At 77.0% G+C, this 18,541-nt stretch carries 4 protein-coding genes (1 of these 4 cut by a window edge); all 4 read left to right on the top strand.

Translation table 11 applies throughout. The annotated features are described in order from the left end of the window. Window positions 1-21: 21 nt before the first annotated feature. Complete coding sequence (locus B9O00_RS06320) at window positions 22-789, top strand: hypothetical protein (protein ID WP_085121614.1); 768 nt, start codon at window positions 22-24, stop codon at window positions 787-789. Beyond that, window positions 786-2,519, top strand: coding sequence for a 2-succinyl-5-enolpyruvyl-6-hydroxy-3-cyclohexene-1-carboxylic-acid synthase (gene menD, locus B9O00_RS06315; RefSeq protein ID WP_085121613.1), 1,734 nt, complete (start codon window positions 786-788; stop codon window positions 2,517-2,519). Before B9O00_RS06320 ends, menD begins: the two co-directional genes overlap by 4 nt. A gap of 93 nt (window positions 2,520-2,612) precedes the next feature. Continuing rightward, complete coding sequence (locus B9O00_RS06310; protein ID WP_089229656.1) at window positions 2,613-14,993, top strand: hybrid non-ribosomal peptide synthetase/type I polyketide synthase; 12,381 nt, start codon at window positions 2,613-2,615, stop codon at window positions 14,991-14,993. After that, on the top strand, window positions 14,990-18,541 hold the beginning of the coding sequence (locus B9O00_RS06305; RefSeq protein ID WP_085121611.1) for a hybrid non-ribosomal peptide synthetase/type I polyketide synthase. The gene runs 5,616 nt beyond the window's last position; only the first 3,552 of its 9,168 coding nucleotides appear in the window; its start codon is at window positions 14,990-14,992; the stop codon falls past the right edge of the window. Before B9O00_RS06310 ends, B9O00_RS06305 begins: the two co-directional genes overlap by 4 nt.

Here is an 18,541-nt window from a genome sequence, read left to right as displayed (position 1 = left end):
GGTGCCGATGAGGTGGGGGAGATGAGTGGCAGCTCCGCGGCCTGGGGCTGGCAGCTGGCCTTCCTGCTGCTGCTCGCCGCGCCGCACTTCCTGGCCGGCCGGATCCGCCGGCTGCCCTTCGTGCCGGAGGACGAGACCGTCTCCTTCGGCTCCGGGGCGGCCGTCGCCTTCGTCTTCCTGCACACCCTGCCGGAGCTGGCCGATGCCGGAGAGCGGGTCGGCGCGGTCCTGGTGCCCGGCGACGCCTTCGTGCCGCTGCAGGAGATCTCCGCCTTCCTCTGCGCGCTCGCCGGCTTCCTGGTGTTCTACGGCCTGGAGAAGTCGCTGCGCGTGCACGAAGGCCGGGCGGGCGGGCCGCCGCTGGGCGTCTACCGGCTGCACCTCGCCTCCTTCGCGCTGTTCAACCTGCTGCTGATGTTCTTCGTCGCCGAGCAGGCCGGGCGCGGCCCGACCGTCTTCACCTGGGTCTTCACCGGCGCCATGGCACTGCACTACCTGCTGATCGATCGCGGCTTCGAGGAGCAGTTCGCCGAGCGCTTCGACCATCGCGGCCGCTTCATCCTGCTCGCCGCCATGCTGGCCGGCCTGGTGATTGCCGAGCTGGCCGGCGAGCATCACCAGGGCTACGTCGAGGCGGCGCGCGGCTTCGTCGCCGGCTCGGTGCTGCTCAACGTGTTCCGCGGCGAGGTCTCCTTCTCCCGGCGGTCCAGCTTCGCCTGGTTCGCGACCGGCGTCGGCGCGGTGACCGCGCTGCTCGTCTTCGTGACCCTGGTCCGGCCGGCGGAATGAGCGGGCAGGGCGCCATGGCCGCCGAGCGGATGAACCTCAACCTGCTGTGGTGCAAGGCGATCGCGGCCGAGCTCGGCCGCGCCGGCGTGCGCCACGCCGTGCTCACGGTCGGTGGCCGCAGCGCGGCGATGGTCCTGGCCCTCGGCCAGGATCCCGCCTTCGCGTGCGTGACCCGGGTCGACGAGCGCGGCGCCGCCTTCCTGGCGCTGGGCATCGCGCGCACGACCGGCCGGCCGGTCGCCGTGGTCACGACCTCGGGCAGCGCCGTCGCCAACCTGCTGCCGGCGCTGACCGAGGCGGCGGCCTGGGGCACGCCGCTGGTGCTGCTGACCTGCGACCGGCCGCCCGAGGAGCGCGCCGGCGGCGGCCCGCAGGCGAGCGACCACCTCGGCCTCTGCGCCTCGATGGTCGAGGCGGCGCTCGACCTGCCGATGCCCGACGCGGCGCCGTCGGCGCTCGCGACGCTGCGCGCCGAGTTGGCCGGCGTGCTGCGCCACGTGCTGCCGGGGCCGGCGCGCGGACCGGTGCAGATCAACGTGCCGCTGCAGGGGCGGGTCGCCAGCCTGGACGCCGGCTCGGACTGGCAGCCGCGCCGCCTGCCGCCGGGGCCGGCGGAGCCGCTGGCCGCGCCGGCCAGCCCGCCGGTCGAGGTCGAGCCGCTGCTGGCCGCGCTCGGCGCGCGGCCCGGGCTGCGCGGCCTGATCGTCGCCGGGCCGGAGGCGCCGGTGCCGCCGGCCTGGATCGCCGAGCTCGCCGGCGCGACCGGCTTTCCGCTCTTCGCCGATGCCGCCAGCGGCCTGCGCCGACCGGCGGCGCCCAACCTGGTCTCGCTCGCCGACATCCTGGTGCTCTCGCCGGCCCTCGCCGCCGAGCCGCCGGAGCTGATCCTGCAGGTCGGCGCGGCGCCGGTCTCGCACACGCTGCACGGCTACCTCAGGCGGCAGTCGGCGCCGGTGCTGCGCATCGCCCGCCGGCCGGTCGAGGCGGACTTCCTGCACGGCCGGATCGAGCCCCTGGTGGCGCCCGACCGCGCCGCGCTGCAGCGGCTCACCGAGGCGCTCGCGCCCGGCGACGCCGCCTGGCGCGACGGCTGGCTGGCCGCGGAGGCCGGGGCCAGGGCGCGCCGCGAGGAGGCGCTGGCGCTGGCCGGCTGGGGCGACGCCCAGGCCGCGGCGGTCGCCTGCGCGGCGCCCGGCTTCGAGCTGACGCTGCTCGCCAACTCCATGCCGGCGCGGCTCGGCAACCTCTTCTGCGAGCCGGGTCCGGACGCGCACCCGATCCTCTGCAACCGCGGCGTCAACGGCATCGACGGCACGCTCTCGACCTTCCTCGGCGCCCTGCTCGGCCACGGCGGCCGCGGCCTCGCGATCGTCGGCGACCAGGCGATGCTGCACGACCTGGCCTCCCTGGAGCCGCTCGCCGAGCGCCGTCTCGACGGCTGCATCTGCCTGTTCAACAACAAGGGGCCCGGCATCTTCGACCTCTCGGTCTGGCCGGAGGACGCGGGCCTGCGCGCCCGCCTCAGGCACCGGACGCGGATCGACTTCGGCCCGATCGCCGCCGGCTTCGGCCTGGCCTACGAGCGGGCCGGGGATGCGGCGAGCTTGGCCGCGGCCCTGGGGCGGGCGGCGCAGCGCGAGGGCCTCAGCGTCGTCGAGGCCGACCTGCCGGAGGACTCGCTCTTCGACCGCTTCCCCGGCGCAGTGCGCCGCTGGCTCGGCGTCGCTTGATGAACAAAGGCTCATGCGTTCTCAAGCAGACCGTAAGGTGGCGCCGGGCTACACTCGCTGGTGGCGACGGCAGCCGAAGGGGGCAGGGCAGCAGTGACTAGGAGGTCGGCCGAACTGGCGATCGTCGGCCTGGGCTGCCGCTTCCCGGGTGCGCCCGATGCCGAGGCCTTCTGGCGGCTGCTCGACGAGGGCCGCGAGGCGATCGCGGAGATCGCCGCGGTGCGGCCGGCGCTCGCCCCGGTCCGCGCGGGCGAGGGTGAGAGTGAGGTTGGGCCGCCGCGCTGGGCCGGGCTGATCGAGGGCGTCGAGCTGTTCGACGCCGGCTTCTTCGGCATCGCGCCGCGCGAGGCCGACGCCATGGACCCGCAGCAGCGCCTGTTGCTCGAAGTCGCCTGGGAGGCGCTGGAATCGGCCGGCCTGACACGCGAGCGCCTGGCCGGCTCAGCGACCGGGGTCTTCGTCGGCATCTCGACCTTCGACTACAGCCGCATCCAGCCGCCGGGCGCGGAGAAGGCCGGCCTCTACGCCGGCACCGGCAACGCCCTCTCGATCGCCGCCAACCGCCTGTCCTATGCCCTCGACCTGCGCGGCCCCTCGGTCGCGGTCGATACCGCCTGCTCCTCCTCCCTGGTCGCGCTCCACCTGGCGCGCCAGAGCCTGCTCTCCGGCGAGTGCGAGCGGGCCCTGGTCGCCGGCGTCAACCTGCTGCTGGCGCCCGAGCTGATGGCCGCCTTCTCGGCGGCGCATATGCTGGCCGCCGACGGCCGCTGCAAGACCTTCGACGCGCGCGCTGACGGCTACGTGCGCGGCGAGGGCTGCGGCGTCGTCGTGCTGGAACGGCTCGAGGACGCGCGCGCCGCCGGCGATCCCGTGCTGGCCCTGCTGTGCGGCTCGGGGGTCAACCAGGACGGCCGCAGCAACGGCCTGACCGCGCCCAACGGCCCGGCCCAGGTCGCGGTGATCCGCGCGGCCCTGGCCGCGGCCGGCGAGAACCCCTCGGCGCTCGGCCACGTCGAGGCCCACGGCACCGGCACGCGCCTCGGCGACCCGATCGAGGCCCTGGCCCTGGCCGAGGCGCTGGAGGGCCGCGCGGGAGCGCCGCTCGCGATCGGCTCGGTCAAGACCAACATCGGCCACCTGGAGGCGGCGGCCGGCATCGCCGGCGTCATCAAGACGGTGCTGGCGCTCGGCCGGGGCCGGCTGCCGGCCAGCCTGAACTACCGCGAGCCCAACCCGGACATCCCCTTCGAGGAGCTGGGCCTGAGGGTTCTGGCCGAGCCGGCGCCCTGGCCGGCGGAGGCGCGGCTGGCCGGGGTCAGCAGCTTCGGCTTCGGAGGCGCCAACGCCCATATCCTGCTCGGCCCGCCGCCGGCCGAGGCGGACGCGCGGCCGGCCCTGGAGGTCGCCGAACGGCTGCTCGTGCTCTCGGCCGCCGAGCCGGAGGCGCTTGCGGCCCTGGCCGGGCGGATGGCGGGGCGGCTGGAAGGCCTCGGCGCCGATCCGCGTGCCTTCGCCGACCTCTGCTGGACCGCCGCGACGCGCCGGACCCATCACGACGAGCGCCTGGCCCTGGTCGCGGCCGACGCCGTGCGGGCCGCCGCCCTGCTGCGCGCCTTCGCCGGAGGCCAGACGCCCGAAGGCCTGGTCGCCGGCCGGCGGCCGCCGCGTCCGAAGCGCGGCACGCTGGGCGCCGGACGGCCGCTCGGCGAGATCGCGGCGGGCTTCGTCGCCGGCCGGCGCATCGACTGGGCCGGCCTCTACCCCGAGGACAGCCGGCTCGCGGTCTTGCCGGCCTATCCCTGGCAGCACCGGCGCCACTGGTTCGCCGAGGAGGCCGCGGCGCCGGCGGCCGTCGAGCCGGCACCGGCCTATCGCACGACCTGGGAGCCGGTCGATCCGATCGAGGCGCCGGCGCTGGCCGAGCGCCTCTCCGTCGCCGCCGAGGGCCTGCGCGACCCGCAGCGGGACGCCGAGACCCAGGCGGTCGAGGCGGCCCTGGACCGGCTCTGCGCCGGCTTCGCCCGCCGCGCGGTCGCGGCCGTCGGCGCGCCGCAGGTGGTCGAGGCCCATCGCCGCCTGTTCGCCCGCCTCCGGGTCATGGCCGAGGATGCGGCGGCGGCCGAGGATCCGGAAGCCCTGGCGGCGGAGCTGCAGGCGCGCTTTCCGGGGCATCGCGCCGGCATCGCCCTGGTCGCCGAGTGCGGCGCGGCCCTGGCCGAGGTGCTGAGCGGCGCGCGCGACCCGCTGGAGATCCTCTTCCCGGACGGCAGCGGCGCCCGCCTCGCGGCGCTCTACGGCGGCTCGGCGGTGATGCACGGCGCCAACGCCCTGGCCGGCGCGGCGGCGGCGCTGCTCGCCGAGGCCCTGCCGGAGGGCCGCAGCCTGCGCGTGCTGGAGATCGGCGCCGGCACCGGCGGCACGACCGAGCATCTGCTCGGCCGGCTGCCCGACGGCCGGGCCCGCTATCTCTTCACCGACGTCGCGCCGCCGCTGCTGGCCCAGGCGGCGCAGCGCCACGCAGGCCTGCCCTGGCTGGAGACGGCGAGCCTCGACATCGAGCGGGATCCGGCGGGGCAGGGGCTGGCGCCCGGTGCCTGCGACCTGCTGGTCGCGGCGAACGTGCTGCACGCGACCCGCGACCTCGGCGAGACCTTGGCCCACGCCCGGCGCCTGCTGGCGCCCGGCGGCCGCCTGCTGCTGCTCGAGCAGACCGCGCCGCGGCGCTGGCTCGACCTGGTCTTCGGCCTGACCGAGGGCTGGTGGCGCTTCGCCGACAGCGAGCGGCGGCCCGACTATCCGCTGCTCGACGGCGAGGCCTGGCAGGCGGTGCTGAGCGGGGCCGGCTTCGAGATCGAGGCGGCCGAGCCCTGCGACGCCGCCGGCGCCCAGACCCTGCTGGTCGCGCGGCGGCCGGTCGAGCCGGCACCTGCTGGCCGCTGGCTGCTGGTCGGCGACCGGACCGGCGCCGCGGCGACCCTGGCGAGCGCACTGGATGCGCAACTGCTCGAAGCGGCGGCCGACCCCGAGGCGGCGGAGCGGGCGGTCGCCGAGGCCCTGGGCGCCGGACCCTACGAGGGCCTGCTCTGTCTGGCGCCGCTCGACGGCGGCGAGGCGGGACTGCGCCGCACGCTCGCGGCGCTGCGCGGGCTGGCGGGCTCCGGGGCGGCGCTGCCGGCGTGGATCGTCACCCGCGGTGCCCAGGCCGTCGACGGCGACGCGGCCGGGCCCGACCCCTGGCAGGCCGCCGCCTGGGGCCTGGCGCGCTCCTTCGCGATCGAGCGGCCGGACTGCGCCGGCGGGCTGGTCGACCTCGACGGCCCGGGCCTTTCGGGCTTGCCGCGCCTGCTCGCCCAGGAGGGCGAGCGCCAGCTCGCGCTGCGCGGCCGCCGGACCTTCGCCCTGCGCCTGGAGCCGCTGGAGCCCGATCCCGAGGGCTGGCTGCCGGTCTCGGCCGAGGGGCGCTACCTGGTCTATGGCGGCAGCGGCGCGCTCGGCGGCGCGCTGGCCGGCTGGCTCGTCGAGCGCGGCGCCCGGCATCTGGTTCTCGCGAGCCGCGGCGCGGTTCCCGAGAGCGCGGTCGCGCCGCTGCGGCAGAGGGGCGTCTCGGTCGAGATGCTGCGGAGCGACCTCGGCGATGCTGCCGGCGTCGCGGCACTGGTCGCCCGGTTGGCCGGGGAAGGGCCGCCGCTCAGGGGCGTGATCCAGGCCGCCGGCAGCTTCGACAACGCGCCGCTGGCCGAGCTGGGCTGGCAGGCCTGCGCGCCGCTGCTCGCCGCCAAGCTGCAGGGCACGGAGAGCCTGCTGGCCGCCACCGAAGGGCTGCCGCTCGACTTCCTGCTCTTCGTCTCCTCGGTGGCGGCGACCCTGGGACTGCCCAGGGCAGGCAACTACGCCGCCGCCAACGCGGCGCTGGAGGCCGCGGTCGCGCGGGCGCGCGCCGCCGGTCGGCCGGCGCTGGCGCTGGCCTGCGGGCCGGTCGCCGGCCTGGGCATGGCCGAGCGGGCCGAGGCGGACCGCTGGGCCGCGGCCGGGGTCGGCGGCCTGGCGCCGGAGCGGCTGCTGGCGGCGCTCGACGGTCTGGCCGGCGGCGCGGAGGCCAGCCCGCTGCTGCTGGAGGCCGATTGGGAGAAGCTCGCCGGCGTCGTCGCCTACCGCGACGCGCCGGCCTGGATCGCCGGCGCGTGCCGCCGGGCCCTTGCGGCCGTGCCGGCGGCGGCCCCGCGGTTGCGCGAGGAGCTCGATGCCGCCTTCCCGGCCGAACGGCCGGCCATCGCGCTGGCCTTCGTGCAGGCGCAGGTCGCGGCCGTGCTGGGCCTGCCGGCCGAGCGCCTGCCGGCTCCGGAGCGGGGCCTGCAGGACCTCGGCCTCGATTCGCTCTCGGGCTTGGAGCTGCGCGACCGCCTGCAGCGGGCGACCGGCCTGGCGCTGCCGGCGACCCTGGCCCTGGAGCATCCGACGCCCGCGGCCCTGGCGGCCGCGCTGCTGGCGGCGCTGGACGCCGCGCCGACGGCTCGTGCGGCGCCCGCGAAGGCCGCCGTCCCGACGGCGAAGGCGACGGCCCCGTCGCCCGCGCCGGCCGGTCCCGAGCCGATCGCCATCGTCGGCCTTGCCTGCCGCTTCCCGGGTGGCGAGACGCCGGAGGCCTTCTGGGAGCTGCTCGCCGCCGGGCGCGACGCGGTCGGCCCGATCCCGGAAGACCGCTGGGACGTCGCGCGCTTCCACGGCGCGGCCGGGCCGGAGCGCAGCCGCTCGGCCCGCGGCGCCTTCCTCGACGACGTGAGGGGCTTCGACGCCGCCTTCTTCCACCTCTCGGGCCGCGAGGCCGACGCCCTCGACCCGCAGCAGCGCCTGCTGCTCGAGGTCGCCTGGGAGGCGCTGGAGCGCTCGGGCCTTTCGCCGGACTCCTTGAAGGGCAGCCGCACCGGCGTCTTCGTCGGAATCACCTCGCACGACTACGGCGACCGCCAGATCGCGCGCGGCAGCGCCGAGCCGATCGACGCCTACTTCGGCAGCGGCAACACGGCCTGCTTCGCCGCCGGACGCCTGTCCTACCTGCTCGGGCTGGAGGGGCCGAGCCTCGCCATCGACACCGCCTGCTCGGCCTCGCTGGTCGCCCTGCACCAGGCCTGCCGGTCGCTGCTGAGCGGCGAGAGCGAGCGGGCGCTGGCCGGCGGCGTCCACCTGATGCTCTCGCCCGGCGGCTTCCTTTACAACGAGGTCACCGGCGCGCTCTCGTCCGACGGCCTGTCCAAGACCTTCGACGCCGCCGCCGACGGCTTCGGCCGCGGCGAGGGCTGCGCCGTGCTGGTGCTGCGCCGCCTCTCCGACGCCCTGGCCGCGGGCGAGCGGATCCATGCCGTGATCCGCGGCAGCGCGGTCAACCAGGACGGCGCCAGCGGCGGCCTCACGGTGCCGAGCGGCAGGGCGCAGCAGGCGGTGATCCGCGCCGCGCTCGCCGACGCCGCCCTGGCGCCGGCGGAGATCGACTATCTCGAGGCGCACGGCACCGGCACGGTGCTCGGCGATCCGATCGAGCTCCGGTCCCTGGGCGCGGTCTTCGCCGGCCGGCCGGCCGGGCGGCCGCTGCTGGTCGGCTCGGTCAAGACCAACCTCGGCCATCTGGAGGCCGCCGCCGGCCTGGCGGGCCTGGTGAAGACCGTGCTGGCGCTGGAGCAGGGGGCGGTGCCGGCGCACCTGCACCTCGAGACGCCCAACCCGCACGTGCCCTGGGCGGAGCTGCCGCTCAGGGTGCCGACCGCGACCGAGCCCTGGCCCGCGACCGGACGGCCGCGGCGCGCCGGGGTCAGCGCCTTCTCGCTGATGGGCACCAACGCCCACGTCGTGCTGGAGCAGGCACCGGAGCCGGCCGCCGCGCCGGCACCCGTCGAGCGCAGCCACCATCCCTTCCTGCTCTCGGCGCGCTCGCCGGAGGCGCTGAGGGCCCTGGCGGGGGCCTGTGCCGAAGTGGTCCGCGACGACGAGCCGCTCGGCGACCGCTGCTTCACCAGCAACGCCGGCCGCGCGCAGCATGCCGTCCGGCTCGCCACGGTCGTCGCGGGGCCGGCGGAGCTGCGCGAGCGCCTGGCCGCCGTCGCGCGCGGCGAGACGCCGGCCGGCGTCGCCTTCGGCCGCGCGGCCGGGGCCGCGACCCCGCCGGTCGCCTTCCTCTTCACCGGGCAGGGTGCGGTCGGCCCGGACATGGCGCGCGGCCTCTACGAGAGCGCGCCGCCCTTCGCCGCCGAGCTGGAGCGCTGCGCGGCGATCCTGGCGCCGCACCTCGACGTGCCGCTGGTCGAGCTGCTCTACGGCGGCGAGACCGCGCGGCTCTCCCGCACCCGCTACGCCCAGCCGGCGCTGGTCGCGCTCGAATGGTCGCTGGCGCAGCTCTGGCGCAGCTGGGGCGTCGAGCCGGCCGCCGTGCTCGGCCACAGCCTCGGCGAGTACGTCGCCGCCGCGGTCGCCGGCATGATCGAGCCGGAGCAGCTGCTGCCGCTGGTGGCCCAGCGCGGCCGCATCATGGACGACCTGCCGGAAGGCGCGATGCTGGCCGCGGCGACCGATGCCGGGACGGCGGCCGCGGCGCTGGCCGGCCTGGAGGACAGGGTCTCGCTCGCCGCGCTCAACGGTCCCCAGGCGACGGTCCTGGCAGGCGACGAGGCGGCCGTGGCGCGCGTCGCCGAGCGGCTGGCCGGGCAGGGCGTGCGCACGCAGCGCCTGGCGGTCTCCCACGCCTTCCACTCGCCGATGATGGAGCCGGCCCTCGACGCGCTGGCCGACCTGGCGGCCTCGGTCGAGTGGCGGCCGGCACGCCTGCCGATCGCGCGCAATCTCGATGGCCGCCGCCTCGAGCCGGGCGCGGTGCCGCCGGCGGAGGACTGGGCGCGCCACGCCCGCGAGCCGGTGCGCTTCGCCGAGGGCCTGCAGGCGCTCGCCGGCCAGGGCATCCAACACTTCCTGGAGATCGGGCCGCGGCCGGTGCTGACCGCGCTCGGCCCGGCCAGCCTGCCCGAGGCCCGCTTCCTGGCCGCATTGCGGCCGGAGCGCCCGGACTGGCAGGCCGGCCTGGACAGCCTGACCGCGCTCTGGCTCGAAGGCGTGCCGGTCGACTGGCAGGCCTTCGACCGACCCTACGGCCGGCGCCGCCTGCGGCAGCCCGGCTATCCCTTCGAGCGGCGTGACCACTGGGTCGAGGAGCCCGCGATGTCCGATACCCCCAGCGCCCCTGCGGCCGACCGTCCGGCGCCGCCCGCGCCCGCGCCTGCGGCCGACCTCCTGGCCGCAATGACGACCCTGGTCGCCGAGGCGCTGGGCAGCGATCCGGCCGACCTCGACCCCGACGCGCCGCTGCTGGAGCTGGGCGCCGATTCGATCTCCCTGGTCGAGGTCGGGCGGCTGATCCGCACGCGCCACGGCCTGACGCTGACCGCCAGTCAGTTCTTCGAGGAGCTGACCAGCGTGCGCGCGCTGGCCGACTACCTTGCCCGTTCCGCGCCGGCGCCCCAGGCGGCGCCGGTCCCGCCCGTCGAGATGCTTTCCGCCGTTCCGGTCCAGGGCGCTCCCGAGGAGCTGGCCGGCCTGTTCGCCCGCCAGCTCGACCTGGTGCAGGATGTCATCCACCGCCAGCTCGCGGCGCTGCGCGAGAGCGGCGTGCCGACGCCGGCCGTGCCGACGCCGGCGGCCCCGGCGGCCCCGGCGGCCCCGGTGGCCCCGGCCGTTCCCGCCATGGCCCAGGCGCCGGTTCGCACGGCGCCGGGCCGCGAGCTCGGCCCCTACCGGCCGCCGCGGCGCCAGGACACGGCGGCGTCCGAGGATCCGCGCCGGCGCGCCCACCTGGAGGCGCTGGTCGCCCGCTTCACGGCGCGCACGGCGACCAGCAAGCGGCTCGCCGAGGCGGCGCGGCCGCGGCTCGCCGACAGCCGCGCCTCGGCCGGCTTCCGGCCGACGGTCAAGGAGATGCTCTACCCGATCGTCGGCGAGCGGGCCGAGGGCGCCCGGCTCTGGGACGTCGACGGCAATGCGTACGTCGACGTCTCGATGGACTTCGGCGTCAACCTCTTCGGCCACCGCGCGCCCTTCCTGGTCGAGGCGATGGAGCAGGCGATCGGGCGCGGCCTCGCCATGGCGCCGCGCTCGCGCGACGCGGCGGCGGCGGCCGAGCTGCTCTGCGAGCTGACCGGCATGGAGCGGGTCGTGTTCTGCCAGTCGGGCAGCGAGTCGGTGATGACCGCGGTGCGCCTGGCCCGGCTCGCCAAGGGGCGCGACGGCATCGCGCTGTTCCGCAACTCCTACCACGGCCACACCGACGGCCTGCTGGCGGTCGGCGGCGGCCGGGGGGCTTCGGCCGGCTTCGACGCCGAGCCGGTGGCGCCGGGCGTGCCGGCGGCGATGGTCGGCGACCTGCTGCTGCTCGACTACGGCGATCCCGAGAGCCTCGAGGCCCTGCGCCGCCACGCCGGCCGCCTCGCCGCGGTGCTGGTCGAGCCGGTGCAGAGCCGCGCCCTCGGCCTGCAGCCGGGCGAGTACCTGAAGCGGCTGCGCGCGGTGACCCGGGAGCTCGGGCTGCTGCTGATCTTCGACGAGATGATCACCGGCTTCCGCCTGCATCCGGGCGGCGCCCAGGCCTGGTTCGGCGTCGAGGCCGACCTCGCGACCTACGGCAAGGCGATGGGCGGCGGCGTCGAGGTCGCGGCCGTGGCCGGCCGCAACGGCCTGCTCGACGGCATCGACGGCGGCCTCTGGCGCTACGGCGACGAGTCCTATCCGGCGGCCGAGACGACCTTCTTCGCCGGCACCTTCAACGCCAACCCGCTGGCCATGGCGACGACGCGCGCGGCGCTGGCCGAGATGAAGCGGCGCGGCCCGGCGCTGCAGGAGGGCATCAACGCGCTGACAACGCGCTTCGCGGCCGGGCTCAACGGCTGGCTGGCCGAGCGCGAGGTGCCGCTTGAGGTCGTGACCTGCGGCTCGCTGTTCCGCTTCGCTCATCGCGGCAACCTCGACCTGCTGTTCTATCACCTGCTGGAGAAGGGCGTGTTCGTCTGGGAGGGGCGCAACTGCTTCCTGTCGGACGCCCACGGCGAGGCCGAAATGGCCCGGGTCGCCCAGGCGGTGCGCGACAGCGTCGAGGAATTGCGCGAGGGCGGCTACCTGGATGCGCCCGCCGCGAAGGCGTCCAGCGCGCCGGGGTCCAGGGCCGGAGCAGGGCCGAAGGTCCTGCCGCTGACCGCCGCCCAGCAGCAGCTCTGGCTGCTCGCCCAGGTCGGTCGCGGCGGCTCCCTGGCCTATACCGAATCGCTGGCGGTCGAGATCGAGGGGCGGCTGGAGCCGGCGGCCCTGGAGGCGGCGCTGCGCCGCCTGGTCGCGCGCCACGAGGCGCTGCGCACGGCGATCGACCCGGACGGCCGCACCCAGCAGATCCTGGAGAGCGTGCCGGTCGCGCTGGCCCGCGCCGAAGGCGTCGGGCGCGAGGCCTGGCTGCAGGACCTCCTGGCCCGGCCCTTCGACCTGGCCGAGCCGCCGCTGCTGCGCGTCGGCCTGCTGGAGGAGGCGCCGGGCCGGCAGGTGCTGGCGCTGGCGGCGCACCACATCGTGGTCGATGGCTGGTCGATGGCGCTGCTGCTCGGCGACCTCGGCGCCTGCTACCGGGCCGAGCTCGCCGGCGAGCCGGCGCCGCTGGAGCCGGCGCGCCAGCTCAGCGACCTCGTGCGCTTCCAGCAGCAGGCCCTGGAGGGCGGGCGCCGCGCCGAGCTGGAGGGCTGGTGGCGCGAGACCCTGACGCCGCTGCCCGAGCCGCTGGAGCTGCCGGTCGACCGCCGGCCGGCGCCGGGCGCGGAGCATCCCGGCGGGCGCCATCGCTTCACCCTCGATCCGGCGCTGCGGCGTCGGCTGGAGGCGCTGGGCCGCTCGGCCAAGGCGACGCCCTTCGCGACGCTGCTGGCCGCCGTCACGGCCTTCCTGCACCGACTGACCGGGCGCGAGGCCTTGCTGGTCGGCTGCCCGGTGCTCGGCCGCGGCCACGAGGCGGAGCTCGCCGAGGCGGTCGGCTACGCGACCCACCTGATCGCCGTGCCGAGCCGCCGGCAGCCCGGCGGGTCGTTCCGGGACCATCTGGCGGCGAGCCGGGCGGCGCTGGTCGCGGCGCTCGACCACCAGGACTATCCCTTCGCCGAGCTGCTGCGCCTGCTCGGCCTGGCCTGGAGCGCCGAGCGGCCGCCGCTGCTCGAGCTGCTCTTCAACCTCGACCGGCCGGGGCCCGGACCGGCGCTGCCCGGCGCGACCGCGCGACTGCTGGCGCCGCCGGTCCAGGCCGCCAAGTACCCGCTCTCGATCAACGCCCTCGACTTCGGCGGCGAGCTCATCGTCGACCTCGACTACGACGCCGGCCAGTTCAGCCCGGCCGCCGTCGAGCGCCTGGCCGGGCAGCTGCAGGTCTGGCTGGCGGCCCTGGTCGAGCGCCCCGACGACCCGCTGGAGGAGCTGACGCCGCTCGGCGCCGCCGAGCGGGCGCTGCTCGAGACCTGGAACGACACCGCCACGGCCTGGGAGGGCGAGCCGGGCCTGGTGCACGAGATGATCGAGGCCCAGGCGGCGCGCGACCCCGACGCGCCGGCCCTGACCTTCGCCGGCGAGACCATCAGCTACGGCCGTCTGCTGGCGGAGAGCGGCGCCCTGGCGGCCCGCCTGGTCGCGCTCGGCGCTGGCCCAGAGACCAGCGTGGCCTGCCTCTTCGACCGCTCCTTCGAGATGCTGGTCGGCCTGATCGCCATCCTGCGCGCCGGCGCCGCCTATCTGCCGGTCGCCCTCGACGAGGCGCCGGACCGCCTGGCCGCCGCGCTGGCCGACGCCGAGCCGCTGGCGGCCCTGACCCGCGCCGGCCTGGAGCCGGCGGCCGGGCTGCGCGAGCTGCTGGGCGAGGGGCGGCCGCTGCTCGAGCTCGGCCCGATCGACCCGGCCGCCGCGGCCCCGGAGGTCCCGGCGGCGCCGGCGCTGCCGCGCGCCACGGCCGGGCAGCCGTCGCACCTGCTCTTCACCTCGGGCTCGACCGGCCGGCCCAAGGGCGTGGTCTCGCTGCACCAGGGCCTGCGCAACCAGGTGCTCTGGCTGCAGAGCGCCTATCCGATCGGGCCCGGCTCGGTGGCGCTGCAGAAGACGCCCTACACCTTCGACGTCTCGCTGATGGAGCTGTTCTGGCCGCTGACCGTCGGCGCGCGCCTGGTCCTGGCCGAGCCGGAGGCCCACCGCGACCCGCGGGTGCTGGCGCGGCTGATCCGCGGCGAGGGCGTGACACTCTGCCACTTCGTGCCCTCGATGCTGGCGGCCTTCCTGGAGGAGCCGGAGGCGGCCGCCTGCACGACCCTGGAGCGGGTGCTGTGCAGCGGCGAGGCGCTGCCCCACGACCTGATCGGCCGCTTCCACGCCCTCGGCCTCGGCGCCGAGCTGCACAACCTCTACGGCCCGACCGAGGCCTCGATCCACGACACCGCCTGGCCCTGCCCGGCGGGGCCGGAGGAGCCGGTGACGCCGATCGGCCGGCCGGTCGCCAACACGGTCGTGCGCATCCTCGACGAGCGCGGCCAGCTCTGCCCGGTCGGCATGGTCGGCGAGATCCATCTGGGCGGCGTGCAGCTGGCGCGCGGCTACCTGAAGCGCCCCGACCTGACCGAGCGCGCCTTCGTGCCCGACCCCTGGGCCGAGGGGCAGCGGCTCTACCGGACCGGCGACCTGGGCCGCTGGCGCGCCGACGGGGCGATCGTCTACCTGGGGCGGCGCGACGGTCAGGTGAAGGTGCGCGGCCAGCGCATCGAGCTGGGCGAGGTCGAGGCCGCGCTGCGCGCCCACCCGGCGGTGCGCGACGCCGTCGCCGGCATGGTCGGCCAGGACGCCTTCGACCGCCGGCTCGCCGCCTGGATCGTCCCGCAGGGGGCGGAGGCGCCGGACGGCCCGGCGGAGCCGCCCGCCGAGCGGGTCGCCGGGCTGCGCGCCTTCCTGGCCCGGCGCCTGCCGCCGCACATGATCCCGGACCGCTTCGTCGCGCTGCCGGCGCTGCCGCTCAGCCTGCACGGCAAGATCGACCGCAAGGCCCTGGCGCTGCCCGCGGCCCCGGCCGCCCCGGCGGCGCCGAGCGCGCCGGAGAGCGACCTGCAGCGCGCGCTGCGCGCGCTCTGGCGGGACCAGCTCGGCCCGATCGAGATCGGTCTCCACGACGACTTCTTCCGGCTCGGCGGCCATTCCCTGATGGTCGTGCGCCTGGCCGCGGCGGTGCGCGAGCGCTTCGGCGTCGAGCTGCCGATCCGGACCTTCCTGGAGCAGCCGACCCTGGCGGCGACGGCCGCGGCGATCGAGGCGGCGGGGCAGCGGCCGGCGCCCGAGACGCCTGCCGCCCCGGCGATCCGGCCGGCCGACCGCGCGCGCCGGCGGCTCGACCGGGCCGCGCTGGGGCTGGGCGCCAGGGCCGACGAGGAGACCGCCGGGTGAGCGACCAGGTCTACGTCTTCCCGGCCTCGCCGGCGCAGCGGCGGCTCTGGTTCCTCGACCAGCTGCAGGGGCCGAGTCCGGCCTACAGCGTGATCCAGGCGCTGGAGGTTCGCGGCGCGCTCGACCGCGCGGCGCTGTCCGCCGCCTTCCGCGCCCTGGTCGCGCGCCACGAGATCCTGCGCACGGCCCTGGTCGCGGTCGACGGCGAGCCGCTGCAGGCGATCGAGCCGGAGCTGGATTTCGTGCCGGCCTTCGAGACCCTCGAGGAGCAGCCGGCGGCCGGCCGCGAGGCCGCCGCGCGCCGCCGCCTGTCGGAGGTGCTGGCACGGCCCTTCGACCTGGCGCAGGCGCCGCTGATGCGGGTCCTGCTGCTGCGCCTGGAGCCGGAGCGGCACCTGCTCGGCATCGCGCTCCACCATGCGGTCTGCGACGGCCAGTCGCTGGCCGTGCTGGTCGAGGAGCTGGCCCATCTCTACCGGCGCGCCTGCGGCGCGCCGCTGGCGGAACTGCCCGAGCCGCCGATCCAGTACGCCGACTACGCCGCCTGGCTGGAGGACAGCCGCGACGCGGCGGGAGCGGCGGACTCCCTGGCCTTCTGGACCGAGCGCCTGCGCGACGCCCCGCCGCTCGGCCTGCCGCTCGACCATCCGGCACCGGCGCTGCTGCCGCCCGACGGCGCGCGCCACGACTTCGTCCTGCCGGCCGAGCTCGCCGGGAAGCTGGAGGCTTTCGCCAGGGAGCGGGGCGCGACACCCTTCATGCTCTGGCTGGCGCTCTGGGCGGCGACGCTCGGCCGGACCGCCGGCCAGGCCGACTTCTGCCTCGGCGTGCCGGTCGCCGGGCGCGGCCGGCCGGAGCTGGAACGCCTGATCGGCCTCTTCGCCAACACCCTGGCGCTGCGCCTCGACCTGTCCGGCGCGCCGGCGCTCGGCGGGTTGCTGGAGCGCCTGCGGGCGACGGTGCTGGAGGGCTTCGCGCGGCAGGACACGCCCTTCGAGACGCTGGTCGAGACGCTGAAGGTGCCGCGCGCCGGCGGTCGCTCGCCGCTGTTCCAGAGCCTCTTCGCCCTGCACGAGGATCCCCTGGCCGCGATCGCCCTGCCGGGGCTGGAGCTCCGCCCGCTCGACCTGCCGCAGGTCGGCGCCAAGGTCGAGCTGACCCTGGAGCTGACCCGGCGCGCCGACGGCGGGCTCGACGGCCGGCTGGAGTACAGCAGCGTGCTCTTCGAGGCGGCGACCGCCCGGCGCCTGGCCGAGGCGCTGCGCCGGACGGCCGAGGACTGGCTGGCCGATCCGACGCTGCCGCTGCACGTCGGAGCGCAGAGGCCGGCGACGGGCGCCGGCGCGGGCGAGGGGCAGGGGACCCCGTCGCTGCCACCGGCCGGCCCGGCCACGCCGCTGGAGGAGACGCTCGCGGGCCTGTGGCGCGAGCTGCTCGGCGTCGAGGCGGTCGGCCGTGCCGACGGCTTCTTCGATCTCGGCGGCCACTCGCTGCTCGCCTGCCGGCTGGTCGCGCGCCTGCGCCAGCGCGTCCCGGTCGAGCTGCCGGTCGCCGCCGTCTTCGAGGCGCCGAGCCTGGCCGGCATGGCCGGGCGGGTGCAGCAGCTGCTCGACGCCGAGACCTCGGGCGCCGGGCCGGCCGAGGCCGCGATCGAGCCGGCTCCGGCCGAGACGACCCATCCCCTGTCGCCGGCCCAGACCCGCCTCTGGTTCCTGCAGCAGCTGGAGAGCCAGAGCCCGGCCTATGCGCTGCTCGGCGCGCTGGAGATCGAGGGTTCGCTCGACGTCGAGCTGCTGCGCCGCGTGCTGCAGGCGCTGGAGCAGCGGCACGCGTCGCTGCGCGCCCGCTTCCGGCTGCTCGACGGCGAGCCGGTCCAGGTGACCGGGCCGCCGCGCGGCCTGGCGCTGCCGGTCGTCGACCTGGAGCCGCTGCCCGGCTTCGCCCGCGAGGAGGAGGTGCGGCGGATCGGCCGCGCCGAGGCGCGCCAGCCCCTCGACCTCGCCGAGGGGCCGCCGATCCGTCTCCGGCTGCTGCGCCATTCGGCGCGGCGCCACGTCCTGCTGGTGACCCTGCACCACATCGTCGCCGACGGCTGGTCGCTGGAGCTGCTGCTCGGCGAGACGGCGGCGCTCTACCGCGCCTTCGCCGAGGAGCTGGACTCGCCGCTGCCGCCGCTCGGCCTCCAGTACGGCGACTACGCGGCCTGGCAGCGACGGGCCCTCGATCCCGGCCGGGTCGAGAGCCTGCTCGGCTTCTGGCGCGAGCGGCTGGCGGGGCTGCCGCCGCTGGAGCTGCCGACCGACCGGCCGCGCCCGCCGGTGCAGACCGCCGAGGGCGCCCGCCACGACTTCCGGCTCGAGCCCGCGCTCTCGGCCGGCGTCGCGCGCCTGGCCGCCGAGACCGGGACGACGCGCTTCCAGGTGCTGCTGGCGGTCTTCGCGGCCCTGCTGGCGCGCTACAGCGGCCAGGAGGACTTCGCCGTCGGCGTGCCGGCCTCGGGCCGCGAGCGGCCGGAGACTCAGGAGCTGGTCGGCTGCTTCGTCAACACCCTGGTGCTGCGCTTCGACCTCTCGGATGCGCCCGGCTTCCGCGAGCTGGTCGCCCGGGTCCGCGGGGTCGCGCTGGAGGCCCAGGCCCACCAGGACCTGCCCTTCGAGCGGCTGGTCGAGGGCCTGGCCCTGGAGCGCGACCTCAGCCGCAACGCCCTGTTCCAGGTGCTGTTCAGCTACCAGGCGGCCAGCGCGCCGCCGCCGGAGATCCCGGGCCTGGCGCTCAGGCCCCTGGAGATCGATCCCGGCGTCGCGCAGTTCGACCTCGCGCTCTATCTCGACGAGCGCGACGGCGGCCTCGCCGGCGGCTTCGTCTACCGCACGGACCTCTACGACTCGGGCAGCATCGTGCGCCTGGAAGGGCACTTCCGCCGGCTGCTGGAAGCCGCCCTCGCCGAGCCCGGGACGCCCTTCGACCGGCTGCCGCTGCTGACCGCGGAGGAGCGGCAGCGGCTCGCCGACTGGAACGACACGCGGGTCGACTACGAGCTGCCGCCGCGCCTGATCGACCTGATCGATGCCCAGGTCGCGCGCAGCCCGCAGGCGGTCGCCGCGGTGTCGGGCGACGAGCGGCTGAGCTATGGCGAGCTGGCCGCCCGGGCCAACCGCCTCGCCGGGGCCCTGGCCGCGGCCGGCGCCGGCCCGGGCCGGCCGGTCGGCGTCTGCCTGGAGCGCTCGCTGTCGCTGATCGTCGCGCTGACCGCGATCCTGCGGACCGGCGCGCCCTTCCTGCCGCTCGATCCGGAGCAGCCGGCGGCGCGGCTCGGCCAGATCCTGGAGGATGCCGGCCCCAGCCTGGTCGTGACCACGCCGGCGCTGGCCGGTTCCCTGCCCGAAGGATTGCCCTGGCTCGACGTCGCGGCCGAGGGCGAGCCGCTCGAGGGCCCGCCGGCGGTCGGCGCCGACGATCCCGCCTACCTGCTCTTCACCTCAGGCTCAACCGGCCGGCCCAAGGGCGCGCTCAACAGCCAGCGCGGCATCCTCAACCGCCTGGCCTGG

The sequence above is a fragment of the Tistlia consotensis USBA 355 genome (assembly GCF_900177295.1).
In the GTDB taxonomy this organism is placed as follows: domain Bacteria; phylum Pseudomonadota; class Alphaproteobacteria; order Kiloniellales; family DSM-21159; genus Tistlia; species Tistlia consotensis.
This window is presented reverse-complemented; position numbering and strand designations above follow the sequence as displayed.